Source organism: Antiquaquibacter oligotrophicus (genome assembly GCF_020535405.1).
In the GTDB taxonomy this organism is placed as follows: domain Bacteria; phylum Actinomycetota; class Actinomycetes; order Actinomycetales; family Microbacteriaceae; genus Rhodoglobus; species Rhodoglobus oligotrophicus.
Genome location: NZ_CP085036.1, coordinates 705,051 through 724,654, shown reverse-complemented (window position 1 = coordinate 724,654; position 19,604 = coordinate 705,051). Strand labels below are relative to the sequence as shown.

The 19,604-nt window shown below is 65.4% G+C and carries 17 protein-coding genes and 1 tRNA gene; 13 read left to right on the top strand and 5 right to left on the bottom strand.

The annotated features are described in order from the left end of the window. The gene (locus tag LH407_RS03600; RefSeq protein WP_322132662.1) at positions 1-963 is read right to left on the bottom strand and encodes a helix-turn-helix domain-containing protein; all 963 of its coding nucleotides are present in this window, start codon (positions 961-963) and stop codon (positions 1-3) included. 156 nt (positions 964-1,119) lie between these two features. Continuing rightward, complete coding sequence (locus tag LH407_RS03595; protein ID WP_322132663.1) at positions 1,120-3,237, bottom strand: Ig-like domain-containing protein; 2,118 nt, start codon at positions 3,235-3,237, stop codon at positions 1,120-1,122. A 141-nt stretch (positions 3,238-3,378) separates the two neighbouring features. Here LH407_RS03595 and LH407_RS03590 point away from each other — a divergent pair, with 141 nt between their 5' ends. The 4 genes from LH407_RS03590 to LH407_RS03575 all read left to right on the top strand — a co-directional run bounded on the left by LH407_RS03590 (position 3,379) and on the right by LH407_RS03575 (position 9,128). Next, on the top strand, positions 3,379-4,017 hold the full coding sequence (locus LH407_RS03590) for a TetR/AcrR family transcriptional regulator (RefSeq protein WP_322132664.1): 639 nt from the start codon (positions 3,379-3,381) through the stop codon (positions 4,015-4,017). Between the two features lie 55 nt (positions 4,018-4,072). Further along, positions 4,073-4,990 (top strand): DUF2207 family protein, encoded by a 918-nt coding sequence (locus LH407_RS03585; protein ID WP_322132665.1) that lies wholly within the window; start codon positions 4,073-4,075, stop codon positions 4,988-4,990. Positions 4,991-5,030: 40 nt separating this feature from the next. Then, on the top strand, positions 5,031-6,437 hold the full coding sequence (locus tag LH407_RS03580; protein WP_322132666.1) for an MFS transporter: 1,407 nt from the start codon (positions 5,031-5,033) through the stop codon (positions 6,435-6,437). 78 nt (positions 6,438-6,515) lie between these two features. After that, positions 6,516-9,128, top strand: coding sequence for a cell wall-binding repeat-containing protein (locus LH407_RS03575; protein ID WP_322132667.1), 2,613 nt, complete (start codon positions 6,516-6,518; stop codon positions 9,126-9,128). Positions 9,129-9,132: 4 nt separating this feature from the next. Here LH407_RS03575 and LH407_RS03570 read toward each other — a convergent pair whose 3' ends face one another. Continuing rightward, positions 9,133-9,705, bottom strand: coding sequence for a thermonuclease family protein (locus tag LH407_RS03570; RefSeq protein WP_322132668.1), 573 nt, complete (start codon positions 9,703-9,705; stop codon positions 9,133-9,135). 49 nt (positions 9,706-9,754) lie between these two features. Here LH407_RS03570 and LH407_RS03565 point away from each other — a divergent pair, with 49 nt between their 5' ends. The 8 genes from LH407_RS03565 (at position 9,755) to LH407_RS03530 (ending at position 17,665) form a co-directional block, all read left to right on the top strand. Next, positions 9,755-10,411 carry a MazG family protein gene (locus LH407_RS03565; protein ID WP_322132669.1) on the top strand — a complete coding sequence of 219 codons (657 nt, stop codon included), beginning with the start codon at positions 9,755-9,757 and terminating at the stop codon, positions 10,409-10,411. Positions 10,412-10,632: 221 nt separating this feature from the next. Beyond that, complete coding sequence (locus LH407_RS03560) at positions 10,633-11,238, top strand: TetR/AcrR family transcriptional regulator (protein ID WP_322132670.1); 606 nt, start codon at positions 10,633-10,635, stop codon at positions 11,236-11,238. A gap of 35 nt (positions 11,239-11,273) precedes the next feature. Continuing rightward, on the top strand, positions 11,274-12,545 hold the full coding sequence (hisS, locus tag LH407_RS03555; protein ID WP_322132671.1) for a histidine--tRNA ligase: 1,272 nt from the start codon (positions 11,274-11,276) through the stop codon (positions 12,543-12,545). A 68-nt stretch (positions 12,546-12,613) separates the two neighbouring features. Beyond that, positions 12,614-13,894: a phosphopyruvate hydratase gene (gene eno, locus LH407_RS03550; RefSeq protein ID WP_322132672.1), complete on the top strand. Its 1,281-nt coding sequence runs from the start codon at positions 12,614-12,616 to the stop codon at positions 13,892-13,894. Between the two features lie 29 nt (positions 13,895-13,923). Then, positions 13,924-14,430: an FtsB family cell division protein gene (locus tag LH407_RS03545; protein ID WP_322132673.1), complete on the top strand. Its 507-nt coding sequence runs from the start codon at positions 13,924-13,926 to the stop codon at positions 14,428-14,430. 41 nt (positions 14,431-14,471) lie between these two features. After that, complete coding sequence (locus LH407_RS03540) at positions 14,472-14,927, top strand: DUF501 domain-containing protein (RefSeq protein ID WP_322132674.1); 456 nt, start codon at positions 14,472-14,474, stop codon at positions 14,925-14,927. Further along, positions 14,909-16,306: a S8 family peptidase gene (locus LH407_RS03535; RefSeq protein ID WP_407650630.1), complete on the top strand. Its 1,398-nt coding sequence runs from the start codon at positions 14,909-14,911 to the stop codon at positions 16,304-16,306. Before LH407_RS03540 ends, LH407_RS03535 begins: the two co-directional genes overlap by 19 nt. A gap of 36 nt (positions 16,307-16,342) precedes the next feature. Further along, the gene (locus LH407_RS03530) at positions 16,343-17,665 is read left to right on the top strand and encodes an NAD(P)/FAD-dependent oxidoreductase (protein ID WP_322132675.1); all 1,323 of its coding nucleotides are present in this window, start codon (positions 16,343-16,345) and stop codon (positions 17,663-17,665) included. Positions 17,666-17,677: 12 nt separating this feature from the next. Here the strand turns inward: LH407_RS03530 and LH407_RS03525 are convergent, their stop codons facing one another. Both LH407_RS03525 and LH407_RS03520 read right to left on the bottom strand, forming a co-directional pair. Further along, positions 17,678-18,022 (bottom strand): hypothetical protein, encoded by a 345-nt coding sequence (locus LH407_RS03525; protein WP_322132676.1) that lies wholly within the window; start codon positions 18,020-18,022, stop codon positions 17,678-17,680. Between the two features lie 56 nt (positions 18,023-18,078). Further along, positions 18,079-18,155 (bottom strand) — tRNA-Leu (locus LH407_RS03520). Positions 18,156-18,364: 209 nt separating this feature from the next. On the opposite strand from LH407_RS03520, the gene LH407_RS03515 reads away from it, so the two are divergent. Then, positions 18,365-19,576 carry a ThuA domain-containing protein gene (locus tag LH407_RS03515; RefSeq protein WP_322132677.1) on the top strand — a complete coding sequence of 404 codons (1,212 nt, stop codon included), beginning with the start codon at positions 18,365-18,367 and terminating at the stop codon, positions 19,574-19,576. Positions 19,577-19,604: the final 28 nt, after the last annotated feature.

Genomic DNA, 19,604 nt, shown 5'->3' with positions numbered 1-19,604 from the left:
CTAACGCTGCCGAGAGGCCCAGGCGGCCCCGAGCTCGAAGCGAGTCGGCGCGTCGAGCTCGTCCATAGCCTCGGAGATCCGCCGGCGCACGGTGCGCAGGCCCCAGCCCAAGGCATCCGCTACCTGTTTGTCGCTGAGGCCCTGGGCAAGCAGCCGAAGCACGGGCTCCCATCCTTGTTCCGTCGCACCGACGGGAATGGCCCGAGCCCACATGAAGTCGTACAACCACGACATCATCGCGATGAGACTCGCGTCATATACGACAACCATCCCCGCGGGATTTCCCTGGCCCCATACGAGCGGGATGCCGCCGATGCCGACACCCGCTTTGCCTTCGTCGACGTAAAACCAGCTGGGAGGATCCGCAATCGCGCGAATCTCGACGCCGGCGTCGATCAGCACCGGAATGTAGCTCGTGTCGATGCCCGACTCCGGGTCGAGTTCGCGGAGCGAGATGAGCACACGCATGTGGAAGTCGCGCGCGATGAAATCTTCTTTGACTCTGTCGATATCGCGCACGACCTGCTCGCGCAGCATCACGGAGTCGGGAACCATCACGCCGGGGCGGGAGGGGGTAACTCGGAAGGAGTCTTGCCACCAGCGCGCCCACACGTCTTCGTGGTTGTCGATGACGTCAAATGCGGGCCCGCCGTCGAGCCCCCGCCCTTCCCGCCAGAGTTCAACGATGCCGGGCAGAGCTTCGAGGAGGGAGATGGCGGTGTCGAGCCCTCGCCGCTGCTCGGTGAGTTGCCCGACGAGTCGGGCGGAGATTCCCTCGGTGGGATCGAGGATGCTGAGGCGCTCGCCGTCGCGGGCGGCGATGCCTGCGGATGACAGCGCATCGAGTGCATCCTCGAGGGTCATGCCGAGCGCCTCCGCCAGTTGCCCCAAGTGCTTGAGGGTGTCCGGTCGTGCGCTCAGCGCGCTTCGGAATATGGGATCGATCTCTCCGGACCCTGCCACGTGCACCGCTCCTCGCTATCGTTCCCGCCCTCACGAACGGCACTGACTCTGGCTCAGGGGATCGTATCGAGATCGTTGTCGGCTCCTCAACAGAACCGCAATCAACGGTGCGCCCGGCCCGACACGAGGTCGGGCCGGGCGCACCGGGATCTGCTTCTATTCGATCCACTGGCCCCGCTTGCGACGAGTGGCGATAGCGAGGAGCACTCCCGCAGCAAGGACGAGGAGCGCCGCAATTGTCGGCATGAGCAGGTCGACACCGGTGAACGCGAGTCCGCTCACCGAGGATGCGTGCTTGTCTGCCTTGTCGGCCGAGTCGGTGCTCGTGTCTGTGTTGCTTTCGGTGTTGCTATCGGTGCTGCTATCAGTGTCGTCGTCACCGTGTGGCGGGACACCAACGGTAATGGTGACCGTTCCCGGTTCGCTGCGCAGATCACCATCCTCGTTGCTGTAGCGGAACGTGTCGACACCGACGAAGCCGGGATCGGGCTCGTATGCGAACGACCCATCGGGGTTCAACACCAGGGTGCCGTGCTCCGTGTCCTCCACGAGTTCGTGTACGGAATCGATCGGTTGACCGCCCGGCACATCGTTGGCGAGTACACCGGGAGCGTCAACGACGAGCAGCGTGTTGACCATCGTGCTGTAGAAGTCGTCGACCGCTACCGGCAGGTCAGGAGTGTCATCGAACACTTCGATGGTGACCGTCGTCTCCGTGCTTTCGAGTCCGTCGGCACCCACGGCGCGATAGGTGAACGTGTCATTGCCTTCGAACGCGGAGTCGGCGTCGTACTGGAACTCGCCGTTCGGAGCCAGCTCGAAGCCAGCGGCGTGATCGGGTCCATCCATGAGCGCCACGGTCATGTCGGCCATGCCGTAGTCATTGGCGAGTACCGTGAGCGACTCTCCAGTCGCGAAGAGGGTCTCGCCCGCCTGGACTCCGTAGTTGTCGGGGTTCGCGATCGTCTCCGCGTAGTTCAGTTCGACAGTGATGGTCGTCTCCGAGTCGTTCGCGACAGAGATCACACTCGAACCATTGCGGATGGCGGAGTCCTGCCACCATTCTTCTGCGAGGAGTGACTCGTCCTGTGGGATCACCTTGACCTCGTAGTCGCCGACGTCAAGGGCCGACACGAGGGTGTAACCGAGGCTGTCGGTCGATCCGTAGGACACGAGGTTGTCTCCGCCGACCGGGTACAACTGAACCTGGGCGAACTTTACGGGCGCTCCGTACGGATCGAGCACCTTCGCACGCAGCATTCCCCCGTACTGTGGAAGCTCCACCGATGCCAGAGCGACGGGCGTTGCGGCGTTAAGCGGCAACGAAATGGCCGCGACCCGCTCCTGGCCGCCGAACCACATCGGGAAGTAGCCGTATGACCAGGCCTTCAACTCGAACACTCCGTCGCCGAGCCCACGGAAGGCATAGCTGCCGTCCTCATCGGCGACCGTCGTGACCTCGGGGTAGGGCTGACCGAATCGGTACAGGTCGATAGTTGCGTGAGGAACCGGCTGCCCGTGATCACCCGTGATGACACCGGTGATGCTGCGGTTTCCCGCCGACGGAGAGGCGTCGAGCTGAACGGCGAAGGAGACGGGACCGGTGGCGGCGATAGTAGCCGTGACAGCATCCGACGGTGCGTACGCATCCCCCCACCACTCGCTGCGAAGGTCGAGGCGAGCCTCGGGCGCCTGGATTTCGAATCTGTAGGTTCCCCAGGGCACGTCGGTGACTGTGGCGACGCCGGAGGTGTTGGAGAAGCCGAAGATCGAAACGTCCGATCCGTTGACGACGTGGTGTGGCACGACCTCTGCCCCCAGCACCGGGTCGCCCGAGGGGTCCGTGATGGTGAAGGTGAGGTCGCGGGTGCCAGCGGAAAGAGCGAACTCCGGCGTTGCTGCCTCCCACATGCGCTCTGGAGTCGGCGATTCGTTCGTCGGAGGCACGGACGCGGATTCTGCGGTGGACTCGGAGTCCGTCGAGGGTGTCGCAGGGGCCGGTGCGGATGACTCGGCCTGTGGCGCGGTTTCGTCGACGACGGGTGCGACGAGGACGCTGTCGGGCGTGGCGCCGTCCGTGGGCGCTGCGAGTGGGGTCGCTTCCGGCTCCGGAACGGATTCGACTGCCGTTGGTGACGGTGCCTCGGCCACCGGGGTGAGCGTGACCGCGGAGGGCTCGGAGGTCTCGTCGGCGATCGCGATGGATGCCGGGATCACTAAAGCCAGTGACAGGGCCGCGACGGTGCCCGCTGCGAGAAGGGTTGTGGTTTTCATGGTCTGTCCCGTGATTGATGTCCTGTGAGTTTGATATCTACGGATCGTAGTTATCGCGAGTTAAACTATGAGATGTAGATTCCGCACGCTAGAGTGAACTCGTGCCACGGCAGGAAGTGGCCACAACGGAAAGGGCCGCGCATGGGTCGACCGACTGCCCCGCTCATCACCCCGGAGCTCATCGCCGACGCGGCGCTCCAACTGATTGACGCGCAACGAGGTCAGTTCACGCTGACGCAGATTGCGCGAACCCTGGGCGTGAAGGGGCCTTCGCTCTACAACCATGTCTCGGGCAGGGAGGATGTGCTCGAACTCGTTCGCAAGCGAATCCATCTTTCCGTGAACGCGGAGCTGCGCGCGGAATGGTCGTGGCAGGATTCGGTTCGTCACGTCGCCCGCAGTGACCGAGACTCGATCGGCCAGCATCCCTGGATCGCGGCCGAGTTCATGATCTCGTCAATGGCTGCGACAGAGCCGCTCGACGCCGTGGCCCGATTCGCGGAGAAGCTGGAGGCTGCAGGGTTCGCCTCCGTTGATGTGCTCAAGATCATCACCTCGATCGACCTGCTTGCTATCGGCAGCGCACTCGACATCAATGCGCCGGATGACATCTACGGCCCCGACGCGATCGAAGCGGATACCGCTCTCGGTCGAGCGCTCCGCGCGAACCGTTCTGGCAAGGCTCGTGCCGACGAGGCATTCGAGTTCGCGCTCGATCGACTCGTGGAATCGCTCGAGTTGCTGCTCGAGCGCACCAGAAGCGACCAGCACCCCGCTTGACGTTGGGGAGGCCTTCCCGCAAACTACTGACTGTAGTTAATGTAAGGAGACCGCCGTGCCAACTCACTCGCTCGTCGCGCTGCTCATCGCGCTCACCGCGGGAGCGCTCGCGGCCCTCATCGCCCTGCTCAGCCGCGTCGCTTTCTCGCCTGATGACGGCGGCCGGGGCGTCGTCGTCACCGAGTTCCAGCCTCCGAAGGGTGTAGGTCTCTTCCTCGCGGCCAATGTGCTCGGAACACCCCTTCGGGCGGCAGGCGCCACCATCCTCGACCTCGCCGAGCGGGGAGTTGTGCGGATTGTCGAGTTCCACCAGGGCGCCTCTCACCCGGTCCTCGGCATCCAGTACCTCAGCCAGGGTGACGCCACCGAGCCCGAACGATCCTTGCTCGACAGCATCTTCGGACATCGAACCCGAGCAGCGGCGGATGCCGACGGATCGGCCCCGGTCTCCTGGCTCACCGGCAGACGAGATGCCGTGGATCGTACTGCGGTGGAGCTGGCATCCTCGGCCGCGGGCGAGGCCGTTGCCCTCGGGCTGCGACGCGGACTTTCCCCTGCCGCCGTCTCTACTGCCGCGCTCTGTGCAGCACTGACATTCGTTGCCGGCGCAGTCGCGGTGGTCGAAGCCGGATCGTCGGACTTCTGGACGATTCTTGTCACGATGCTGCTCGCGATGGCCGGCGGCGCGCTCGCAGTTCTGGGCCTGATTTTGGTGCTTCGTCACCGACCGCTCACGCGAGACGGGGCCCTCATGCGAGAGCAGCTTCTCGGATTGCGAGCGTATCTGGCGCTCGCCGAGCAACAGCGGATTCAACAGCTTCACGACCTCCGCACAGCACCCCGTGAGCCGAACTCCGGCGCCGTCGCGGTACTTGAGACACGGGAACCGCTGCTGTCGTGGGCGATGGCACTCGGGCTCGATGTCGAGTGGTCGCGGCGCCTAGAGTTCGGCCGTCGACGAGACGGTGTGTGATCGTCGGAATGTTGCACACCCTGCAAGACTTGGCTCTCTTATGACGTCAGCTGTAGGTCTTCGCTCGGAGCGCGGTCCCGTTCTTCTCTCGCTCATGGTGACCACGGGACTGGTGGCCATCGACGCGACCATCCTGGCGACGGCAGTCCCCACGATCGTCTCCGAACTCGGCGGCCTCTCCCAGTTCCCGTGGTTGTTCTCGATCTACCTCCTGACGCAGGCGGTCACCGTGCCGATCTACGCCAAGCTCTCCGACATTTTCGGCCGCAAGCCGATCATCCTCATCGGAATCGCGCTCTTCCTCGTCGGCTCCATCCTGTGCGGTTTCGCGTGGAGCATGCCAGCGCTCATCGCGTTCCGCGCTGTGCAGGGGCTCGGCGCCGGCGCGGTCCAGCCGATGGCCGTGACCATCGCCGGTGACATCTACACCGTCGCGGAGCGGGCGCGTGTGCAGGGCTATATCGCGAGCGTGTGGGCCGTGGCATCCGTTGCGGGTCCTGCCCTCGGCGGTCTGTTCGCCCAGTTCGACGTGTGGCGCTGGGTTTTCTTCGTGAACGTGCCCCTGTGCCTCCTCGCGGGATGGATGCTCGTGCGACACCTTCACGAGAACGTGGAGCGCCGCTCCCACCGCATCGACTACGCGGGCGCTGCTCTCCTGACCGCGGCGCTCTCCCTCCTCATTCTCTCCGTGCTCGAGGGTGGCCAGGCCTGGGCGTGGAACTCGTGGCAGTCCATCGGCGGATTTGTGGTCGGGGGAGTGCTGCTCCTCGCGTTTGTGCTCGTCGAGAGGCGAGCCGCGGAACCCATCGTGCCGCTGTGGGCATTCACGCGTCGCCTGCTGTTGACGACAGCCCTCATCGGACTCGGTGTCGGCGCGCTCATCACCGGTGTGACGTCGTTTGTGCCCGTCTATCTCGAGGGATCCCTGGGTGTTCCGCCGCTCATCGCGGCAATCGGACTCGCGACCCTGACACTCGGCTGGCCCCTCGCCGCGTCGTTCTCGGGTCGACTGTATATTCCGCTCGGCTTCCGAGCCACGGCACGGATCGGTGGTGCGATCACCGTGGCGGGCGCCGCCGTTCTGGCTGGGTTCGCGTGGAACCCTTCGGTCGTCACGGTCGCTGTCGCCGGATTCATCATCGGGCTCGGGCTGGGGTTGGTCGCGACATCTTCTCTCATCTCCGCTCAGTCGAGTGTCGAGTGGAACGAACGCGGTGTGGTGACCGGTATGCAGATGTTCTCGCGCTCGGTGGGCTCCGCGGTGGGAGTGGCCGCCTTTGGCGCTATCGCCAATTCGTACTTCGGCGAGTCGAGCGCGCCGAACCCGGACGACATCACGGCGGGATCGGCAGCGGTCTTCCTCGTGGTTCTTGGCGTGACGATCGCGATTTGGATCATCTCGTTCGCGATGCCGAAAGCCCCAGCTCTTCCGGTGACTCAGGACTGAACTCGTATCACGTTGTGCCCCTCGTACGGGGGCCATACGATGAATGAGGAAGCCTTGTTTCTCACCTGGGGGTAGTTCATGACTCAGCTTGACCAATCCCGTCCATCCTTGACCCCGATCCGCCGAATTCTCGGTGTGATTACGGCGCTCATTCTCGGTGTCGGACTCGTGGGAGCATCGCCGCTCGCCGCGAGCGCTGCCGGAACGGGGGTGATCGCGGGCACCGTCACGGGAGCCGCCGGAGTGCCACTCCAGGGTGTCAACATCCAGCTGTTCTACTGCGACGAGGACTACGACCCGCAGACGCAGCTTGACTGCTGGACGCTGCTGCCCGGGGCGACACCGACCGCCGCCAACGGCACATACTCGATCGGCAACCTCGACGCAGGTCTCTACCGGGCCTCGATCTTCCCTCAGGCGAACAACTCGCAGTACGCGTACGAGTACTGGGACGGCGCACGCACCGTCGAGACAGCGACGGACATCACCGTCACTGACGGTGTGACAACCACGGTGAACCCGACACTCGACCTCGGTGCGACGATCTCCGGAACGGTGCTCGGTGACAACGGCCTGCCAGGCGACGACCTCATCGTGAGTGCGACGAACACGGCAACCCCCAACTCGTCCCAAACTGCCCTGGTGCAGGCGGACGGGAGCTACTCGTTCTCGGGGCTCGCGCCGGGGGAGTACTACCTCTGGGCCGGCCCGAACTACGGCTCAACGTCGACCCTCGTCCGCGAGTACTACGACAACAAGCCCGACGCGGCGAGCGCAACCCGTTTCACCGTGGGTTCTGGAGCGACGTACACCGCGAACTTCGAGCTCGAGACCGGCGGGATCATCTCCGGCACCGTGACGAACTCCTCAAGTGCTCCGCTGGCGGACATCGACGTCACCGTCTTCGAAGAGGACGATTTCGGATACTGGCGCCAAGTCAAGACCGCGACTACGAACGCGTCCGGTCTCTACACGGTCGAAGGTCTGGAGAACGGCGCATACGTCGTGCGGTTCTCGGACTTCGGCGGAACGTACGCGCAGCGCTACAACGGGGGAGCGGTCGACCGCTCGGCCGCAACGCTGTTGAACGTGGGGCCCGGTGCCAACGCCACGGCGGTGAACGCTCAGCTCGTGGCGGGGGGCTCGATTTCCGGCACCGTGACGCAGACACCGACGGGTGGTACGGCGACACCCAGCAATGGCGCCTACGTGAGCATCATCAAGGTCTCGGGCGGAGAGCACGAGGCTGTCGAGAGTGTGCAGACCTCGGCATCCGGAACCTACTCTCTGAGTGGACTGGCACCCGGCAACTACACGATCCAGACCTTCGGCGACAACTCGGCGAACTGGGCGTGGACCTACCTCGGCCAGGTGTACTACCCCGAGGAAGCGACCACCGTCGCCGTGTCAGCGGGTGCGACCGCCAACGCGGGCACCACGAATGTCCTGCCCGGAACGACGATCTCGGGGTACTTCACCGACACGTCGTTCGCGCCAGTGCCGAGCGTGCAGGTACACATCCTCTACGAGCGCACCCCGGGCAACTGGGTCACACCGCCGCCGTCGGGTGGGGCCGGTGACATCAACTTCTACCGCGTCGGCGGTCTCCCGCCCGGAAAGTACAAGGTTCGCTTCCAGGACACCGCGACGACAGGAACCCCGTATGTCACGCAGTACTGGGACAACAAACCGACTCTCGAGACGGCGACCGTCATCGATGCGAGCAACGGTGGAACGTTCGACAACATCACGGCTCGAATGACGACAACCCCGACCCAGGTGTTGCCGGAACCCGAGCGCATCGAGGGCCCCGACCGTTGGGCCGTTTCGGCGAACATCTCACAGGAGTCCTACCCCGATGGCGCGGATGTTGTGTACATCTCAAGCGGCAACGTGTTCCCCGATGCCCTCTCCGCGGGGCCCGCTGCGGCACGTGACGGGGCGCCACTCCTCCTCGTGTCCGCCACCGCGGTCGCCCCGTCTGTCGTGAGTGAGATCCAGCGACTCGACCCCAGCAAGATCGTGGTCATCGGAGGCGAGGCATCCGTGTCCCCCGCGGTGTACACGCAGTTGGCCGGGCTCGCGGATTCGATCGAGCGGGTCGCCGGAGCTACCCGCTACGAGGTCTCGCGAGAGATCGCGGAGCGCTCCTTCTCCGCCACGGGTGTCGAGACGGCCTACGTGGCCACGGGAGCCAACTTCCCCGACGCGCTCGCGGGGGGTGGTGCCGCTGGCATTACCGGTGCGCCGGTCATCCTCGTCAACGGGTCGGCGACGACTCTGGATGCTGCGACCGCCACGCTCCTCGACGAGCTCGGGGTCGAGGAGATCAAGGTACTCGGCGGTCCGAACTCGGTGTCGGCCGGTGTCTTCGAGGATCTGGGGGATATCGCTCCGACGGTGCGACTCTCGGGAGCTGACCGGTTCACCGCGGCCATCGCTATCAATGAGGACGCGTTCGCGGGCGGAGCGAACACGGTCTTCCTTGCAACCGGATCCAACTTCCCGGATGCACTCGCCGGGTCGGCGTGGGCGGCGAAGCAACCGGCGCCGCTCTACGTGGTGCGTCCGAACTGCGTGCCGCAGGCCGTTCTGAACTCGATCTCGTCGCTCGCGCCGACAAACATCGTGCTTCTGGGCGGTCCCGCGACCCTGACCCCGGCAGTGGAGGACCTCACGCCCTGCGCGTGATCCGCTAGCAGGAACCCCACAGTCCGACGAGCTCCGCGCTGGCAGCTTCTTCCGCCGCGTGGAGCTCGTCGCTGTGGAGCCAGTTCGGCTCGTACTGCTCGATCTGGGCTGCACCCCGACGAACGAGCTCGACGTTGACGTTCGTGCCGTCCTCGGTGAAGACGAACAGCAACGACCGTCCGTATTGGTCGAGAGGCTCGATGTCCTGCTGCACCCACACCGCCGAACCCTCCGGTAGCAGCTCGCGCGCTTCACTCGTCGCGTGGTCACCCCAGCACTCTGCGTTGTCGCCGATCTCGGGGGTGTTGATGCCGAGGAGCCGCACCTTGCGTCCGTCGGTGAGGAAGAGTGTGTCGCCGTCGTGCACGTACTCGACGGTTGCCTGTGTTGCGTCGGCGGGGATGCCCTGGGTGGCTGTGTCGGATTCGACGGGGTCAGCAGGAGCCGAGGTTGGCGCCTCGGCCCGCTGAGGTTCGAGCATTGCGGACAGCTGGTCCACGGGGCTCCAGCCCGTGCTCAGCGCCCACCCGATGAAGACGGCGAACACCAGGAGGATCACAAGAATCGCGCGGCGCATGGTCACCAGTGTGGCCGATGGTGCTCTCTCGGGCTGTAAGACTGGGCGCATGGAGCAGACTCACCCCCAGCTCGAGAACCTCATCGCCGTGATGCACCGTCTTCGCGCGCCCGGCGGCTGCGCGTGGGATCGCGATCAGACTCACGAGTCGCTCGTGCAGTACCTCATCGAGGAGACGTACGAACTCGTGGAGGCAATCGAAGCGGGGGATCGCGACGACATGGTCGAGGAGCTCGGTGATGTGCTTTACCAGGTGCTCTTCCACGCGGACATTGCCGAGGAGGAGGGCCGTTTCACTCTTGAGGATGTCGCGGAGCACATGGCCCAGAAGATGGTCGGCCGGCATCCGCACGTCTTCGGCGACGCCATCGCGGAGACGCCGGACGCCGTCATGGCGTCGTGGGATGCGCTCAAGAGTGTGGAGAAGCCCGGGCGCACGAGTGTCGTCGACGGAATACCCCAGGGGATGCCCGCCCTCGCCCTCGCCGACAAACTCCTGGGTCGCGCGCACAAGGTCGGACTGCTCGACGCGACGGCGCCGGGGGCCGTTGGCGTGACGAGTGAGGACGAGCTCGGTCCGCTGCTGCTGGCAATCGTCGCATCCGCGAAAGCGAATGGGCTCGATTCCGAGCGGGCTCTTCGCACGTCGCTTCGTGAACTGCAGGCCGAGATCCGGGCTCACGAGACCGAGGCCCGAGAGGGGTGATTCGGTGCCCTCCCCACCCGAAGGGAAGGGCACCAGGACACGCGAGATCGCACTGCGATGCGCGGGCCCCCCGGCCGGCGGGTTTACCCGAACCACCGACCGCGACTGCGGGAAGACGGGCCAGCTCTGGCCTCTCCAGGCGCGCTCGGAATTCTCGACAAGCGGCCTTCTCAGTTTAGGTCGCGCGTCGGCGATTGGCAAACGACCGTTATGTTAATGGAATGGCGCGCACCGCTGACCCGTCACGTCGAGTGACACTCGTCGACCAGATCCTCGAGTACCTCCTCGACAAGACCCTGTCGGAACTCACCTTCCGTACGCTCGCGAAGGGCATCGGCGTGAGCACCTACACGCTCGTTTACCACTTCGGCACGAAGGCCGAACTGATCCGCGCCATCGTGGGCGCCATCAGTGCTCGAGCCGAACTCATCGAGCCGCGCCTCGAGGGTGCGGATGCGACGCTCGATACCTACTTCGAAGGTTTGACGCTCTCCTGGCAATGGTCGATCGACCCCCGCAATCGCCAGCTTCAGCGCCTCGACTTCGAGGCTGGCCTCCTCGAGGCGCTCAACCCCGACGAACTCCGGCTCGGGCGCGATCTCTACAGCCGCTGGTTGGACATGGGAGTTACGGCTCTCCGCCACTTCGGTTTGTCGGAGGAGGAGGCGCTGGTGGAAGCGCGGGCGGTCGTCAACGTGTTCCACGGCATGCAGTACGACCTCGTGTTGAACGGCGACGTCGACCAGGCGACACGCGCCTTCGAACTGTCGATACGGCAGCAACGAGCGCGGTTGGAGGCACTTCTTTCGTCGCGCCCGACCCCCTGACCCGGCGCCTTCGTGTCCTCTGAGAGAATCGACGGATGGCCACACAGGTGAACCCCCCGCGCGGGATGCGCGACTTCCTCCCGGCCGAGAAGGCCAGGAGGGAGGGCATCCTCTCCGTCATTCGCGACAGCTACCGTGCTCACGGGTTCGACGAGATCGAGACGCCCGTTGTCGAAGACAGCGCGCGGCTCCACTCCGGTCTCGGGGGCGACAACGAGAAGCTCGCCTTTGCCGTCATGAAGCGAGGCATCACGGTAGACGACCTGCGTGAGGCATCCGACCCCCTCGTGCTCGCCGATCTCGGGTTGCGTTTCGATCTGACCGTGCCGCTCGCGCGGTTCTACGCGAGTCACCGGCCCGAACTTCCCACCGTCTTCCGAGCCATTCAGATCGCACCCGTGTGGCGTGCCGAGCGACCGCAAAAGGGGCGGTACCGCCAGTTTGTGCAGTGCGATATCGACATCATCGGCGAAGCAGGGCCGATGGCGGAGATCGAACTCATCACGGCGACGGTGGCGACTCTCCAGGCTTTGGGACTCACCGGTTTCACCGTGCGGGTCAACGATCGTCGGATCCTTCTGAGCGCGCTCGCTTCTCTCGGGTTCGACCCCGCCGACAACGACTCTGTTCTCATCACGGTTGACAAGCTCGACAAGGTCGGGGTGGATGGTGTGATCGCCGAGCTGCGGTCCAAGGGCATCACCGAGGCCGCCGTCAGCCAGCTCGAGAATCTGCTGCGCAGGCCCGCGGAGCGCCTGCCGTTCGGGGAGGCGGGCATCCGCGCGGTTACACCCGACGGTGTGGACACCGCCGCCGTCGAGAGCCTCGTCGCCATCGGCGACGCCGTGGCGGGTGTGATCGGCGAGGGGGTCATCGAGTTCGATCCGTGGCTCGTGCGCGGCATGGGTTACTACACCGGCACGATCTTCGAGATCGCCCACCCCGACCTTGGCTACTCGCTGGGGGGCGGCGGACGCTACGACGGCATGATCGGTCGATTCCTCGGAACGGATGTCCCGGCGGCGGGTTTCTCACTCGGTTTCGAGCGTTTCGTGGATCTCGTCGACCTGCCCGCCGGATCGCGGGCGGATGCCGTCGCGCTCCTGTACGAGGCAGATGCCTCGCCCGCGCACCTCGCGGCACTCCAGTCGGCGCTCGTTGCGCAAGGCCTGCGCGTTCGGCTGGAGCGGAAGCCGCGCAATGTTGCACCGCTGCTGGCCGGGCTCGCGGCATCCGGTTTCTCGAGGATCGCGACGGTGCGCGCGGATTCCACCCCCGATTCACTGGAGTTCCGACCCCTCGAGTGAGCGCCCGCTCGAACCCACCACTAGGCTCTTAGGCGATTCCCCCCACAAATTTCCTAAGGAGTATTTCCGTGGCACTGATCGAGGCAGTAGGCGCTCGCGAGATTCTGGATTCGCGCGGCAACCCGACCGTAGAGGTCGAGGTTCTTCTCGAGGACGGCGTGGTTTCGCGCGCGGCGGTTCCTTCAGGCGCATCGACGGGCGCATTCGAGGCGTACGAGCTCCGCGACGGCGACAAGGGTCGCTACCTGGGCAAGGGCGTTCAGAAGGCCGTCGAGTCGGTCGTCGATGTGCTCGGCCCCGCCATCGAGGGCTTCGATGCTGCCGACCAGCGTCTCGTCGACTCGGAGCTCATCGCCCTCGACGGCACCGACAACAAGGCCAAGCTCGGCGCCAACGCCATCCTCGGCGTCTCGCTCGCGGTGGCCAAGGCTGCTGCCGACTCTGCTGACCTTCCGCTCTTCCGTTACCTCGGTGGCCCGAACGCACACGTGTTGCCCGTTCCGATGATGAACATCATCAACGGTGGAGCTCACGCCGACACCGCGCTCGACATTCAGGAGTTCATGGTGCTGCCGGTCGGCGCCGAGACGTTCGCCGACGCACTCCGCTGGGGCGCCGAGGTCTACCACGCGCTCAAGTCGACGCTCAAGAAGAACGGCCAGTCCACCGGTCTCGGTGACGAGGGTGGGTTCGCCCCCGACCTTCCCGGCGCTCGTGCGGCCCTCGACTTCATTGTCGAGGCGATTTCCACGGCCGGCTTCACTCCCGGCAAGGACTTCGCTCTCGGCCTCGACGTTGCCGCGACCGAGCTCTACTCGGATGGTGTGTACTCGTTCGAGCAGCAGAAGCTGAGCGCCGATGAGCTCACCGACTTCTGGGTCAACCTGGTGAACGACTACCCGATCGCCACCATCGAGGATGCCCTCGACGAGGACGACTGGGACGGCTATGTCGCCCTCACCGAGAAGCTCGGTGGCAAGGTGCAGCTCGTCGGTGACGACCTCTTTGTGACCAACCCGGCTCGCCTCCAGAAGGGCCTCGACCTGGGTGCGGCGAACTCGATCCTCGTCAAGGTCAACCAGATCGGCACACTCACCGAGACGCTGGATGCCGTGAGCCTCGCGCAGCGCCACGGCTACACCGCGGTCATCTCCCACCGTTCTGGTGAGACCGAAGACACGACGATCGCCGACCTCGCGGTGGCGACCAACTCGGGTCAGATCAAGACGGGTGCTCCGGCGCGCTCCGACCGTGTTGCCAAGTACAACCAGCTCCTGCGTATCGAGGAGGAGCTGGGCGACGCCGCGGTGTACGCGGGCCGCTCCGCCTTCCCGCGGTTCTCGGCGTAAGCCGGGGTAGCGCGCCGTACCCTTGAGGTATGGCGGCACGAACACGCACGAGAGGCGGCGGGAGCTCACAGCATCCCGCCGCCTCTCCGCGTGAGGAGTCCGCGATCGAGGCGTGGCTTCGCAATCTGCGACTGTCGGGCTTCACACTTTTTATGCTCGCCCTCATCGTTGTGGCGGTGATCGTGCTCGCTCCGAACCTGCGTATCCTGCTCGAGCAGCGAGCGCAGATCGCGCAGCTCGAGCAGTCGGTGAAGGATGCCGAGTCCGCTGTGTCGGAACTCACCGACGAGGTCGCCCGCTGGGACGACCCCGCCTACATCGAGGCGCAGGCGCGGGAGCGGCTCTACTACGTCTTTCCGGGGGATGTGAGCTACCTCGTGATCGGGGAGGCGACGGCCGACAGCGGCACCGTCGATGGTCTCCCCATCAGTGACGAACTGCAGACGACGCAGGTTGACTGGATGAGCGGTCTGTTGTCGTCGATTTACACCGCGGGCCTGACGACGGCCCCGCCCGAGACCCAGGAATCCGAGTGAGGCCTCCCTTCGATCCGCCCACCGAGGCGGATATTGCAGCCGTGTCCCAGCAGTTGGGCCGCCCAGCGCGCGACGTCGTGGGCATCGCGGCTCGGTGTGTGTGCGGTCGCCCGACCGTCGTGTCCACGCGGCCGCGTCTGAGCGACGGCACACCGTTTCCGACGTTCTACTACCTGACGCATCCTGCGGCGACTGCGGCCGTGTCCACGCTCGAGGCGGAGGGTCGGATGCCCGAGCTCGCCGCTCTTCTCGAGGGTGACGTGCACGACACCTATCGCGCCGCCCACGAGCAGTACCTCGCCGATCGGGCCATGTTCGGCGATGTTTCAGAAATCGACGGAATCTCAGCTGGCGGTATGCCTGATCGGGTAAAGTGCCTGCACGCTCTCGTGGGGCACGCGCTGGCGGCGGGCCCCGGAGTGAATCCCATCGGTGACATCGCGCTCGCCGAGGCCAGGTGGACCCCGGAGGTGTGTGAGTGCGCGCTGGAGCTATAAGCGAAGGCCCTTTCGGGCCTTCGCCGCGACGCCAGCGCCTCGGCCCGTCCCGGGCCGAGGTTTCACGTAGTAGTACCTCGCGACGCAAGCGCCGAGGCCCGTCCCGGGCCGAGGTTCTACCTACTACCTCGCGACCCCAGCGCCGCACCCCTCTAGCCATCGCCCTCCTAGCCTCCATAACGGCATCCCTGCTCATCCCGCTTCCCGCGCACGCTGACCCTGTCCGCGACAGCGAGTACTGGCTGGACGCGTACGGCATCCGCCAGGCGTGGTCGACTACCCAGGGGCAGGGGATCACGATCGCGGTCATCGACACGGGTGTCGACGGTACGGTTGCCGAACTGAGCGGTGTGGTTGTCGGCGGTGCCGATTTTTCTGGCTTGGGGGCATCCGACGGCCAGAAGCCTGTCGGTTCGACCGGCTCTGACCACGGAACGATGGTGGGTTCCCTCGCTGCGGGGCGCGGCACGGGTGCTGACAGCGGCGTCATCGGATCGGCTCCCGCTGCAACGCTGCTCTCCGCGTCGATCGGTTTCGGCGAGGGGGCGACAAGCTCGGACGATCAGATCGCGGAGGCGGTGCGCTGGTCGGTGGACAACGGCGCCGACATCATCAACATGTCGCTCACACGCAACACCCCAGACTGGCCGGAGAGCTGGGACGACGCGTTCCTCTACGCCTTCGAAAATGATGTCGTTGTTGTGGCGGCGGCAGGCAATCGCGGCAGCGGCACGACTCAGGTCGGCGCCCCTGCGACGATGCCGGGTGTGCTCACCGTCGCCGGTGTGGATGCGGCGGGGCAGGCGAGTTTCGATGCGTCATCACAGGGCATCACGATCGCTGTTGCGGCTCCGAGCGAGAACCTCGTCGGGGTCACGCCGGGTGGTGGGCACGTCCGCTGGAACGGCACGAGTGGCGCCGCTCCCATCGTGTCCGGCATCGTCGCCCTGGTCATGGCCGCACACCCCGAGCTGGATGCGGCGAACGTCATCAACCGTGTTGTGGCGACGGCACGGGACGCGGGGGAGCCGGGCACCGACCCCATCTACGGATTCGGGTTGGTGGATGCTGCGGCTGCGGTTTCTGCATCCGTTCCGCTCGTCGAGTCCAACCCCATGGGCGAACTGAGCGAGTGGATCACCCTGTACCGCCGAGCGGATGCGCCGGAGACGCCCGCGCCGACGAGCGCCCCGCCGTACACGATCCCCGAGCCGCTTCCGTTGGCCCCCGGCAGCCCTCTCGGCGTTCTGCTTCCCACGATGAATCAGTTGCGGATCGTTGGCATCCCCCTTCTGGTATTCGGTGCTTTCCTCGCCTTGGCCGGGGTCGCCGTCGGGGTGGCCGTCCGGCATTTCAGGTCCCTGCGTAAGACGGAGTAGGGTTAGGGCGAACTTCCACCAAGGAGAGCCCTACACGTGCCCAAAATCCTGATCGTCGGCGGCGGTTACGCCGGTTTCTACACTGCTAAGAAGCTTGAGAAGTGGCTCGGCCGTAACGAAGCCCAGGTCACCATGGTGGACCCGCTTCCTTACTTGACTTACCAGCCCTTCCTGCCCGAGGTTGCTGCCGGCTCGATTGAGCCGCGCCACGCGGTGGTCTCGCACCGCAGGCACCTCAAGCGCACTCGTATCGTCAACGCGCGTGTCACGTACGTCAACCACGCGGAGAAGACGGCCACGATCACTCCCGAGGTGGGTGAGCCGTGGGAGGAGACCTACGACATCGTCGTCATGACGGCGGGCGCAGTCTCGCGCACGTTCCCGATTCCGGGTGTCGCGGATGAGGCGATCGGCCTGAAGAACATCGAAGAGGCTGTCGCCGTTCGCGACCGCATCATCTCGAACTTCCAGAAGGCGGCGAACCTGCCGGAGGGCAGCGCCGAGAAGAAGCGTCTCCTGACCTTTGTTGTTGTCGGTGGCGGTTTCGCCGGTATCGAGGCGTTTGCGGAGATGCGGTCGCTCGCGTCGTCGCTCGTGCGTGAGTTCCCGACGATCTCTTTCGAGGAGACGGAGTTCCACCTCATCGAGGCGATGGGTCGCATCATGCCGGAGGTGTCGCTCGAGACGAGCAAGTGGGTGATCAAGTCCCTCGCGGAGCGCGGTGCGCAGATCCACCTCGACACTCAGCTCAGCTCGGCCGTCGGTGGTGTCGTCGAGTTGTCGACCGGTGAGTCGTTCGAGTCCGACACGATCGTGTGGACGGCGGGTGTCATGGCGAACCCGATGATCCGCAACACCGATCTACCGCTCGAGGAGCGCGGCCGTCTCCGGGCATCCGCCGCCCTGCAGATCGTTGACGACAACGGTCCGGTGGCTGACGCGTGGACCGCCGGCGATGTCGCGGCGGTTCCCGACCTGACCGGCGCTGGCGTTGGCGGCTTCTGCGTTCCGAACGCCCAGCATGCCGTGCGCCAGGCGAAGCTCCTCGCCAAGAACATCGTGGCGTCGCTACGCGGCGAGGACCCCAAGGAGTACTACCACAAGAGCCTCGGCGCGGTTGCGGGCCTCGGTCTCTACAACGGTGTGTACCAGTGGCGGAAGCTCGCCATCAAGGGCCTCATCGCCTGGTTTATGCACCGCGGTTACCACGGTCTCGCGATCCCCATGTGGGAGCGCAAGATTCGGGTGTTCGGCAACTGGATCCTGAACTTCTTGCTGCGCCGCGACATGGTTGAGCTGTCGGCTCGTGTGACGCCTCGTGCAGCGTTCGAGGAGTTCGCGTCGCGCCCGAAGGCCTAGCGGCAGGATCGTTTAGCGCCGGGCGGCTTTGACGATGAGCGAGATTCCCCACGCGATCGTCGAGACCAACGGGATCGCGGCTGCGAGCACGGCGATCTGGTTGGGCTGGAAGCGAAGCCCGGAGGGGCCTCGCACGTAGGCGCCCAGCGGGATGGCAACACCTCCACCTCCGCCTCCGCTGCCCAGTTGTTCGAGGTCTTCGCCGCCGCCGAAGCCATAGGTGACGAAGGCGACGGGGATGATTTCGGCGCCGTCGACGGTCTGTTTCTCGCCGTAGGCGAGTTTCACACTGCGGTCGGGTACCCCGGCGGCGAGTTTCTCCGTCAGCCGGTCTTTCTGTGAGGTCGTTTCTGCCATGGGGGTGACGCTACGCCCCGTGAGGCGGGGTGTCGAGAAAGAGCGCATGACGTTAGTGGTGCCCCGGCAGGGATTTGAACCCTGACTGTGACGATTTTAAGTCGCCTGCCTCTGCCAGTTGGGCTACCGGGGCGCGGCGGATGCTGAGCATCCGGCGCCCCAGCCTAGCGAGGCTCCCCGCATCGGTGTGCACGCGAGAGAATTTCGCTACTTGCGCAACTAACCCGAAACCCCGTCGTTATATCGGTGAACATCATTAACTTGACCTTCGGCCGTTAATTTAGTCGTATAGAACCACAAATGGTGGAACCACCGGTTCACCGACTTCAACGGAGATGATCAATGAAGACCTTCTATCCTGCGGCCATCGCCAGCGCCGCTCTCGTGGTTCTCGGGGGAGTGGTCGCCGCCCCCGCGAGCGCCGCCGCTCCGGAGGACCCGGCCGTCCTCGTGTTCTCTGCTACGGCGGCATTCCGGCACACGGAGTGCATTGCATCCGGAACCGATGCGATCGAAAACCTTGGTGCCGAGAACGGTTTCCGCGTCGAGGCGACCGAGGATGCGACGGTGTTCTCCGATTCCTCGCTCGCCGAGTACGACGCCGTGGTGTTCCTCTGCACCACGGGCAACATCCTGAATGACGAACAGCAGGACGCATTCGAGCGCTACATCCAGGGTGGCGGCGGATACTTCGGTGTGCACTCGGCATCGGACACCGAGTACGACTGGCCGTGGTACGGCGGTCTCGTCGGCGCCTACTTCCTCGACCACCCCTTCGCACCGCAGTTCCAGGAGGCCACGGTGCACGTCGAGGACGAGCACACCGCGGCGACCGACTTCCTCCCGAACCCCTGGGTTCGCACCGACGAGTGGTACAACTTCCGCTCGAACCCGCGTGACATCACCCACGTCCTGCTTTCGCTCGACGAGTCCACATACGACCCGAGCGGGTACACCGGGTCCACGGGTATGGGCGACCACCCGATCGCGTGGTGCCACCCCTACGACGGCGGTCGTTCGGTCTACACGGCGATGGGCCACTCGGGTGCGTTCTGGTCGGAGCCGCTCCTGCTCCAGCACATGCTCGGCGGCATCCAGATGGCCGCAGGCTACGAGGACTTCCGCTGCTTCGATCCCGTGACCTTCGCCGACCTCGCCGATGACAACCGCGGCGGCGTCGACGCGGCGACCTCGGTCGTTCAGGGAACGGCCCTCGCCATTCAGGTCGGGGCTGACCGCGCGGGCGAGACGCTCGAGGTGCACCTCTTCCCCGTCTCCACCGAGACTGCGGTCTCGCTCGGCACCGGCGTAGTCGCCGAGGATGGCACGCTCTCCGTGATCGTCCCCGCTGACTTCACGCTCGGTGCGGCGAAGGCCGCGGTGCTCTCCACCGATGGCGAACTGCTCGGCTGGGATGACACGACGGTTGTCGCCCCCTCGAGTGCGCTCGCCGCGACGGGTATCGATGCCGGATCCGCGAGCGGTGCTGCGGCGCTCCTCCTCCTTCTTGGAGCAGCTGTGACGCTGGTCGCGGTGCGTCGTCGCTCCGCCTAGTCGCCTGAGGTAACGCCCTCCCACGCGC